The following is a 9693-nucleotide window of genomic DNA, read 5'->3' as shown; positions in this document are numbered from 1 at the left end:
GCCGGCATAAACGGGGCCGGATAAACCCGGCCCCGTACCGCCGCCCACGACGATTACGGAAGCGGCGAGAAATCTGAAGGCAACGCGGCCTCGCAAACCTCACCGGCGAGCCGCGTTCGGCCAGGCTGCCTTTGCCGTGCGAGAGAGATTATGAAAATGGGCATTCACGCGCCACATCCCGTTGCTGGGACGCATCAGGCTGCTGACCATGGCTTCCTTCATTCGGTGGAAACCGGCGGGGCCGTCGACGGCCCAGGCGTGCGGTTCGTGTATTTCATGGCCGGCTGCCTGTTCCGCTGCCTCTACTGCCACAACCCTGATACCTGGAAGCTGCACAACGGACGCCGCGTCGATGTCGAGGATCTGATGGCCGAGGTGAAGCCCTATGCAGGGTTTCTGAAATTCGCCGGTGGCGTCACCTTCTCCGGCGGAGAACCGTTGATGCAGGCCCCTTTCGTCGGCCAGGTCATGAGCCGGATCAAGGAAGAGTTCGGCCTGCACCTCGCGCTCGACACCCAAGGCTTCCTACATGGCAGTCTGGAGGATGCCTGGTTCGATCCGGTCGATCTCGTCATGCTCGACATCAAGCATATCGACCCGGAGCGCTACCGCCGCCTGACGGCGCAGCCGCTGCAGCCGACACTCGACTTCGCACAGCGCCTTGTCCGCCTCGAAAAGCCCACGTGGGTCCGTTACGTCCTCGTGCCCGGCCTCACCGACGATACGGACGACGTGGCGAAAATGGCGGATTACGTCGCCGGTCTCGGCCGGATCGTCGAGCGGGTCGAGGTCCTGCCGTTCCACCAGATGGGCGCAGCCAAATGGGCGGAGCTGAACATGACCTACGAACTCGCCGACACACCGCCCCCCTCGATCGAGGCCACCGAGGCGGTCCGCGACGTTTTCCGCGCCCGCGGGCTCGTCGCAGCATAGAAAGCGGGCAGCCATCCCTCGCAGCAGCGCCGCGCAGATTTACACGTGTCTTGACGTTGCGTTCCTCTTCCGTCGATATATGATTTCGCGTTTTCAGACCAATGTGCACCAACGGAAATCGGCGTACTTCGTATTCCAACTGTCATAATATCATCACCATACTGTAAAATATGCAGAGTACGGGTGCTGCGTCAGAACGACATTTACCCGGGAGATTTCCGATGAAGACTATCGCCTTCGCGCTGGCGGTTCCCTGCGTACTCGCCGCCACCGGCGCCCTGGCCGGCATGTCCGACGCCATCGAGGTCGGCGTACGCCCCCTCTACCTGATCGACCGGATGGAAGACGGCCCGCTTAAGGACAAGCTCGCCGCCTGTGCCGGTCAGCCGGTCAAGAGAACCAACTTTTCCATCGGCCATCGCGGCGCCCAAATGCAATTTCCCGAACATTCTGTGGAAGCCAACGTCGCCGCCGCGCGTCAGGGCGCCGGCATCCTGGAATGCGATGTAACCTTCACCAAGGACAAGGAACTGGTCTGCCGTCACGCCCAGAACGACCTGCACACGACCACCAACATCCTGACCACACCCCTGGCCAAGACCTGCGTTACCCCGTTCACGGCAGCCTCCGGCGACAAGCCGGCCACGGCCGAATGCCGGACGTCGGAACTGACGCTCGCCGAGTTCAAGTCGTTGACGCCGAAGATGGATGCCAAGAACGCCTCGGCGACCACCGTTGAGAACTACATGAATGCCACGGCCGGCTGGCGCACCGATCTCTATGCGATCGAACCCACCACGCTGATGAGCCACGCCGAATCGATCAAGCTCTTCAAGAGCCTCGGCGCAAAGTTCACGCCGGAGCTGAAGAGTCCTTCGGTCGAAATGCCTTTCGACGGCTTCACCCAGGAAGATTATGCCCAGAAGCTGATCGACGAGTATAAGGCCGCGGGCATCCCGGCCAGTGACGTCTTCGCCCAGTCGTTCAACCTTTCCGACATCCTCTACTGGATCAAGGCGGAGCCGGAATTCGGCGCCAACGCGGTCTACCTGGTCGAACTGCATGACGAGTTCAACGAACAGGATCCGGAAACCTGGAAGGAAGACTTCGCCGGCCTCAAGGCCCAGGGCGTGAACTATCTCGCACCGTCGATGAACATGCTGGTCACCGCCAAGGACGGCCGCATCGTCGCCAGCAACTACGCCAAGGCGGCCAAGGCAGCCGGCCTGAAACTGATCACGTGGTCGCTGGAACGCTCCGGCCCGCTGGCCGCGGCCGGCGGCGGCGGTTGGTACTACCAGCCCCTCAACGGCATCATCCACAGCGATGGCCAGGTCTATGAGCTTCTCGACACCCTGGCACAGGATGTCGGCGTCGTCGGCGTATTCTCCGACTGGCCTGCGACGGTGAGCTACTACGCGTCCTGCATGGGCCTCGACTGAGCGTCCCTCGGCCAAGGCTCACGACACAACCGGAGCGCCTCTTTGCGCTCCGGTCCGCTAGTAATAGCTTGAAGCCCGGCGGCGCTCCGTCTCCACGAAGAGATCATTCTCGCCCCTCTGCTGCTCAATAAGAAAAATCGATCCTTCCATTCCGGCAATATCGTTTCCCGATTGTATTGGAACATAAGGAATCTAGAACCCCCGCCGCCTACCGCGCTTTCAGCCACGCACTGACAAAGACCGACGCACGTGACGAAAGAACGATAATAGTGGCATATTTTTTCTAGATTTCGGGCTGCGAATGGGAAACCATTCCCGTCTTGATTGGTGATTGCAGATCGCCTATGCACTTATTATACAGTTCTTGAGAGTGTTTCCGCTTCCTCCCACCTGCGGGACGCCTCTTGAGACGATCTGGATTCGCAGCACAAGATCATGGGCTGTCTTGGCGATGCCTTTGCGTCCGGATCCGGCATCCGCTCCATAGCGGCGCCGGGACGGCGTTTCCATCGCCATCACGACAGTCCGGCTCTCCCCGAACCTCCTTGTGTTCCCTGCCCTCTTGTGCCCGCGAACCCCTTGTGTCAGTGAACGGCGGCGACGCTGCAGGAGCAGGACCAACATCCCGCTTTCAGCCTCGACACCGGACCATATCCGCATGTCGGACGTGTCTTGCCGCAAGGGATCGTCGCCCACCCTTTCACGTCCGGCGGGCTCTCGCGGGACGCTATTGAAGAGATCTTGATGGCAGACGAAAGCGCGCCAAACGCAAGCGACCCGATGGTCGTGTTTGAAGGCATCACCAAGGAATTTCGCGCCTCGGCTCAAGGCGAAAGTGGCTTCAAGGCGCTGAACGGGGTCGACTACTCGGTACCGCGCGGCACCATAACGGGCATCATCGGCCGCTCGGGTGCTGGCAAATCCACGCTCGTGCGCCTTGTCAACGGACTAGAGAGACCGACAAGCGGCCGCGTCCTCGTCGACGGGATCGATGTCACGCGGCTGAAGGGCGCAGATCTTCGGCAACTGCGTCGCTCGGTCGGCATGATCTTCCAGCACTTCAATCTGCTGTCTTCGCGCACCGTGTTCGACAACGTCGCCATGCCGCTCGAAATCGCGGGAATGTCAAAACCGGACATCAGGGCGAAGATCGGACCGCTGATCGACATGGTCGGGCTCGGCGACAAGCTCAACCGGTATCCGGCCGAGCTTTCCGGCGGACAGAAGCAGCGCGTCGGCATCGCCCGCGCGCTCGCCACGAACCCGAAACTGCTTCTCTCCGACGAGGCAACTTCCGCCCTCGATCCGGAAACCACGCAGCAGATCCTGGAGCTTTTGAAAACGATCAATCGGGATCTCGGCCTGACGGTGCTGCTGATCACCCACGAGATGGAAGTGGTGAAGGCCGCGACCTCCCGCGTCGCTGTCATGGATCGCGGCGAGATCGTGGAAAGCGGCAGCACATTCGACGTCTTCCTGCGACCGCAGCACGCCACCACGCAGACATTGCTCGCCTCCATGCCGGGAGCGGGTCTTCCGGACTGGATCGGGCGCAGGGTCAAGGACACTCCCTCGGCGGGTGACGATGTCCTGATACGTCTCACTTTCCTCGGCGAGACGGCGGACCAGCCCCTGGTCGCCAGACTGACAAAGGAACTCGATGTCGACGTGCGCATCATGTGCGGCACCGTGGACGAGATCGCCGGGGATCCGTTCGGAAACCTGGTTATCGCCTATTCGGCCGATCCGGACGTCATGACGCGCGCAAGAACCTTTTTCGAGAAAACCGGACTGCTTGCCGAGGAGGTTGGTTATGTCAGCTGACATGCTCATGAGCCTGCTGGCCAAGGGCCTCTGGCAAACCGTTTACATGGTCTTTGTCTCCGGACTGATCGGAACGGCGATCGGCCTGCCGATTGGCGTGTTTCTGGCAACCAGCGGCAAGGGCGAGCTGTTTCCCGCCCCGGTCTGGAACCGGATCATCGGGCTTGTCGTGAACGCCACCCGCTCCACACCCTTCATCATCCTGGTGGTGGCGATCATCCCCTTCACGCGGATGATCGCGGGCACCTCGATCGGCACGCGCGCGGCGATCGTGCCGCTGACCATCGCCACCATCCCCTTCGTCGCCCGCTTGATAGAAGGCGCCATCCGCGAGGTTGACAAGGGCCTGGTGGAGGCCGCACGCGCCATGGGCGCGACCCCGCTGCAGATCGTGACCAAGGTCCTGCTCGCGGAAGCGATGCCCTCGATCGCGCTTGGCATCACCCTCACGATCGTCAGCCTGATCGGCTATTCCGCAATGGTCGGTGCGGTCGGCGGCGGCGGCCTTGGCGATCTCGGCATCCGCTACGGCTATCAGCGTTTCATGCCTGAAGTCATGCTGGCTGTGGTCGTCGTTCTCATCATTCTCGTTCAGGCGGTGCAAAGCGCCGGCGATGCTCTTGCGCGCCGGTTCGACAAGCGCAACCGCAAGTCCTGATCCCCACCCATCAGAGGAGCAAGTCATGAAGAGCCTTATCGCAGCGGCCGCCGTTGCCGCCGCACTTCTGGGCGCAAGCTACGCGCAGGCCGAAACAAAAAAGGTTGGCGTCACCCCGGGGCCCCACGCCCAGATCGTGGAGAAGGTCAAGGACGTCGCAGCCAACAAGGGTCTCGATCTGGAAGTCATCGAGTTCTCCGACTACGTGATGCCGAACCAGGCGCTGGCCGATGGCGATCTCGACATCAACTCCTTCCAGCACCAGCCCTATCTGGACAATCAGGTGGCGGATCGCGGCTTCGACCTGGTGAGCGTCGCCAAATCGGTCAACTTCCCGATGGCCGGCTATTCCAACAAGGTGAAGAGCAAGGACGAGATCCCCGATGGCGCCACGATTGCGCTGCCGAACGATCCGAGCAACGGCGGCCGCGCCCTGCTAATGCTTGAGGACCAGGGCCTGATCAAGCTCACCAAAGATATCGGCGTTAAGGCCACCGTCGCAGACGTCATTGAGAACCCGCACGACTTCCAGTTCGTCGAGCTCGACGCAGCCCAGTTGCCGCGCTCCCTCAATGACGTGGACATCGCCCTCATCAACACCAATTACGCTCTCGACGCCGGCTTGAACCCGGTCAAGGATTCCCTCTTCCGCGAAAGCACCAAGGCGCCCTATGTCGGCATCATCGCCGTGCGTTCCGAAGACAAGGACGCTGACTGGGTCAAGACCTTCGTGGAGAGCTACCACAGCCCCGAGGTGAAGGCCTTCATCGAAAAGCAGTTCAAGGGCGCGATCACGCCCACCTGGTGAGCACCTCCCCTTGAAACGATGGCGGGGCCGTTGCCGCCCGGCCCATCGGTCACTGCAACCGTTGAGAACTCCTCGCACGGCCGGGCGGGGAGTTTTCTTTTGTGCCGAGGCCTCTGCTCGCACCGCAGCCCCCTTGCAGGAAGCCGAAGTCGGGGCCCGGAGGCCTGCTCCCCCGAACGCGCGGCGCTTAGCCGCTGCCCCGAGGTTCGGCGCCCGTTCGCCCGCTCTGAATATGTATTATCTATCAATTGATTAGTATTTTCTTTCGAGACACTCGCGCACCCTCTACCCCTGTGCCACGGGGGGTGCGCAAATTGCAATCGGTATCCGTTGGTGCGAACGTCGCCAACGATCGGGCACAGCCACCTCAGGACGGAGCGAAAGGGAATTTGATCGGCACTGGAGGGGAATACCGGAACACGCGGGCCTGTCCGCCCCTGTCGCGGCCCAGTCAGAACGTCTGGAGCGACAAGCGGAGCCCCAACGATACAAGAGGTGAATGCCCATGCCGGGATTACATCCCTCGAATGACACTCCAACGCGCGAGTTCCTCGATTATCTCGTTGAACAGAACATGGACCGCCACGGCCCATGTGCCATGGAAGATATCCTGGAACACATCGAGGCGGAGGATGTGGATGAGCGCCTGGATTTCTACGAAATCGGCGACTTCATCTATGACGGGATTTACATCGCGGACGGGACGGGCAAGACGCTCTACGTCAATGACAGCTTCCTGCGCATCACGGGACTGACCCGCGAAATCCTGATCGGCCATCGCGTCCAGGATCTGGAAGCGCAAGGCGTTTACCTCAACGCCGTTACCCCAGAGGTGCTGCGTCAGCGCCGACCGGTCCATTCGATCGGCGAAAGCCTCTGCAACCACGCCAAGATGCTGATCACGGGCAATCCGGTCTTCGATGCCGACGGCCAGATCAAGCTGGTTGTCGTGGTCGAGCGCGAAATCACCGATTTCCTGACGATGAAGATGGAGCTGGAGGCCATCCAGCGAAAGATGAAGACCGTGGAGCTCGGTCAGATCAAGGGCAAGAGAGAAGTCGAGCACCTACGCGAGGAAGCCATATCCAAACCGCTCGTTTACACGAGCCGGGAAATGCAGGTGGTGGTGGACGCGATCGATCAGGTCGCCGGCTTCGATACCACGGTTCTGATCCAGGGCGAGACCGGTGTGGGCAAGGAGGTTGTGGCCAACCAGCTCCACATGAAAAGCCCGCGGCGGGATAATCCCTTCGTCAAGTTGAACTGCACGGCCATCCCGGCCTCCCTGCTTGAGGCCGAACTGTTCGGCTACGAGAAGGGCGCGTTCACAGGCGCATCGTCGACCGGCAAGATCGGGCTCTTCGAACTGGCCGACAAGGGCACCGTTCTGCTCGACGAGATCGGCGACATGCCGCTTGAGCTGCAGAGCAAACTCCTTCGCGTCCTGCAGGAAAAGGAGATCATGCGGATCGGCGGCACGAAGCCGATATCGCTCGACGTGCGCATCATCGCGGCCACGCACCGCGATCTGGAGACCCTTGTCGGCGCCGAACGGTTCCGACAGGACCTCTTTTATCGGATCAGCATATTCCCGATCCGCATCCCACCCTTGCGCGAGCGCCCCTCCGATCTTCTCGCCCTGACGGAGCATTTCCTGAAGCGCTACAACATCAAATACGGAAAGAGCGTATCCGTCGGCGATGACGGTTACGCCGTCATGCGTTCCTATGGCTGGCCCGGCAATGGACGGGAGCTGCAGAACATCATCGAGCGTCTGGTCCTCATCTCGCCGCCAGATGCCGTTCTGGACGAGAACACGTTCTCGCCGCTGTATTCTTCAGGCCGCATCACGGCAATGCGCGATGCCAACAAGGGCCTAAAGGCCATGGTGGCGGATGTGGAACGACGTATCATCACGTCGGCCATCGCGGATGCGGGCAGCACCCGCAAGGCTGCGGATCTGCTGAAGGTCGACCAGTCCACGATCGTCAAGAAGGCCAAGCGGCTCGGCATTCCCCTTGCGTCAAGGGAGTGATGAAAAACATCATCACCCGATGCCGTTTTTCCAAAACCCCGGTTTTCGGCGGCACATCTCCTCTCCGAGCCGGGATAGCCCCGCACCCCGATGAATTTCGTCATCGGGGCAAAATATCAAGTTATTGCTTTTATTATATTATCTCCGTGGCACAGCGCTTGCTGCTTGGTTTCCGGTAACAAGTGGAGACCAAGAAGAATGGCCAAAACGATCATCAATGCGGCGCTGACAGGTGCTTTCACCTCCAAGGAGCACAACCCCGCGGTTCCGCTTACTCCCAAGGAAATCGCTGAAGATGCCTATGCCTGCTGGCAGGCGGGCGCGGCGGTCGTTCACCTGCACATGCGCGACGAGAACGGCCTGGGCACGATGGACATCAACCGCTTCCGCGAGACGTTTCATCTGATCCGCGAAAAGTGCGACGTCGTCATCAATCTCACGACGTCCGGCGATCTCAACGCCACCGATGAAACCCGCATGGCCCATTTCATCGAGCTGAAGCCGGAACTCGCCTCCTACGACGCGGGCACGATGAACTGGATGCACAAGACCCTGTTCATCAACCACCCCGAGTTCCTGGAAAAGCTCGGTCTCAAGATGCAGGAAGTCGGCGTGAAGCCGGAGATGGAAATCTTCGATCCCGGCATGTTCTACAATACCGCCTATTACATGAAGAAAGGCGTGCTCAAGGCCCCCGGCTACTACCAGTTCTGCATGGGTGCGCCCGGCGGCATCGCCGCGACGGTCGAAAACCTCGTCTACCTGAAAAGCCTGCTGCCGGCGGACGCACAATGGTCGGCTTTCGGCATTGGGGCCGGCCATCTGCCCATCCTCTTTGCCACCATCGCACTGGGCGGCCATATCCGCGTCGGGCTGGAGGACAACGTCTACTACAAGAAGGGACAGCTGGCGAAATCCAACCCCGAATTCGTGGAACGCGCCGCGCGCCTGATCGCCGAAGCCGATCGCGAAGTCGCAACGCCGGCCGAAGCCCGCACCATTCTCGGCCTTCGGGAGTTGGGCCAATGATCAAGAAGATCGCCGTCATCGGCGCCGGGACCATGGGTCACGGCATCGCCGAGACGTTCACCCTTTATGGTTATTCGGTCAATCTGTTCGATGTGAACGCCGAAGTGCTGGAAAAGGCGAAACAACAGATCCGCGAGGAACTTTCGGGCCTGGTTGCGGAGGACTACACCTCCGTGGCCGACGCCGATGCCGCGCTCGCCCGGATCGAAACCGTCACGGACATGGCAAAGGCCGTCGCAGACAGGGACTTCGTCATCGAGGCGGCCCCGGAAAAGATGGAGCTGAAGCAGCAACTCCTCAAATCGCTTGACGAGCTCGCTCCGAAACACGCGATCCTGGCCACCAACACCTCAAGCCTGTCATTCGCCGAGATGTGCGCGCTTCTGAGCGAGGATCGCAAGAAGCGCACGATGGTCAACCACTGGTACAACCCGGCCCATCTGATGCCGCTGGTCGAGCTCTCCTTCTTCGGCAACATGCCGGCGGAGATCTATGAGGAGGTGGCCGCGCTTTACGCCTCCGTCGAGAAGCAGACCGCAAAGGTTCTCAAGGATGTCCCCGGTCTGATCGCCAACCGCATTCAGCAAGGGGTCGCCCGCGAAGCCTTCTCGTTGATCGAGAAGGGCGTGGCGGAGCCCGCCGACATCGACATCGCTCTCAAGTTTGGCCCGGCGTTCCGGTACGCGACCACGGGCCAGCTCGAGGTGGCCGATTTCGGCGGCCTCGATATCTGGTGCGTCGTCGGCGACAACCTCCTGCAGGCCATGGACAATTCCACGCAAGCCAATCCGATGCTGCGCAAGAAAGTCAGCGAGGGAAAGCTCGGCCTGAAAAGCGGCGAGGGCTTCTTCCAGTATCCACCCGAAAAGATCGCCGCGATCCGCCAGAAGTTCACGCACAGGCTGATCCACCAGCTCAAGGCATCCCGCGAATACATATGACGGAGCACTCGTTTTGGCCGGGC

The 9693-nt window shown here is 60.8% G+C and carries 8 protein-coding genes; all 8 read left to right on the top strand.

Annotated features, from left to right (window positions below):
- Nucleotides 1-150 precede the first annotated feature (150 nt).
- Nucleotides 151-933 (top strand): pyruvate formate-lyase-activating protein, encoded by a 783-nt coding sequence (gene pflA, locus V2L18_RS08560; RefSeq protein ID WP_336177708.1) that lies wholly within the window; start codon nucleotides 151-153, stop codon nucleotides 931-933.
- Nucleotides 934-1220: 287 nt separating this feature from the next.
- Nucleotides 1221-2375 (top strand): glycerophosphodiester phosphodiesterase family protein, encoded by a 1155-nt coding sequence (locus tag V2L18_RS08555; protein ID WP_336177750.1) that lies wholly within the window; start codon nucleotides 1221-1223, stop codon nucleotides 2373-2375.
- A gap of 780 nt (nucleotides 2376-3155) precedes the next feature.
- Nucleotides 3156-4199 carry a methionine ABC transporter ATP-binding protein gene (locus V2L18_RS08550; protein WP_336177748.1) on the top strand — a complete coding sequence of 348 codons (1044 nt, stop codon included), beginning with the start codon at nucleotides 3156-3158 and terminating at the stop codon, nucleotides 4197-4199.
- Nucleotides 4189-4857 carry a methionine ABC transporter permease gene (locus V2L18_RS08545; RefSeq protein WP_336177706.1) on the top strand — a complete coding sequence of 223 codons (669 nt, stop codon included), beginning with the start codon at nucleotides 4189-4191 and terminating at the stop codon, nucleotides 4855-4857. Before V2L18_RS08550 ends, V2L18_RS08545 begins: the two co-directional genes overlap by 11 nt.
- Before the next feature lie 25 nt (nucleotides 4858-4882).
- A complete protein-coding gene (locus V2L18_RS08540) occupies nucleotides 4883-5665 on the top strand; it encodes a MetQ/NlpA family ABC transporter substrate-binding protein (RefSeq protein WP_336177705.1) in 783 nt (260 codons plus the stop codon).
- A 505-nt stretch (nucleotides 5666-6170) separates the two neighbouring features.
- Nucleotides 6171-7700: a sigma 54-interacting transcriptional regulator gene (locus V2L18_RS08535; RefSeq protein ID WP_336177704.1), complete on the top strand. Its 1530-nt coding sequence runs from the start codon at nucleotides 6171-6173 to the stop codon at nucleotides 7698-7700.
- 198 nt (nucleotides 7701-7898) lie between these two features.
- A complete protein-coding gene (locus V2L18_RS08530) occupies nucleotides 7899-8729 on the top strand; it encodes a 3-keto-5-aminohexanoate cleavage protein (protein ID WP_336177703.1) in 831 nt (276 codons plus the stop codon).
- Nucleotides 8726-9670 (top strand): 3-hydroxyacyl-CoA dehydrogenase family protein, encoded by a 945-nt coding sequence (locus V2L18_RS08525; RefSeq protein ID WP_336177702.1) that lies wholly within the window; start codon nucleotides 8726-8728, stop codon nucleotides 9668-9670. Before V2L18_RS08530 ends, V2L18_RS08525 begins: the two co-directional genes overlap by 4 nt.
- Nucleotides 9671-9693 lie beyond the last annotated feature (23 nt).

The organism is Breoghania sp. JC706 (assembly GCF_037026715.1).
In the GTDB taxonomy this organism is placed as follows: Bacteria; Pseudomonadota; Alphaproteobacteria; order Rhizobiales; family Stappiaceae; genus Breoghania.
Note: the sequence above shows the minus strand (reverse complement) of the source record. Positions and strands in the feature narration are given on the sequence as shown.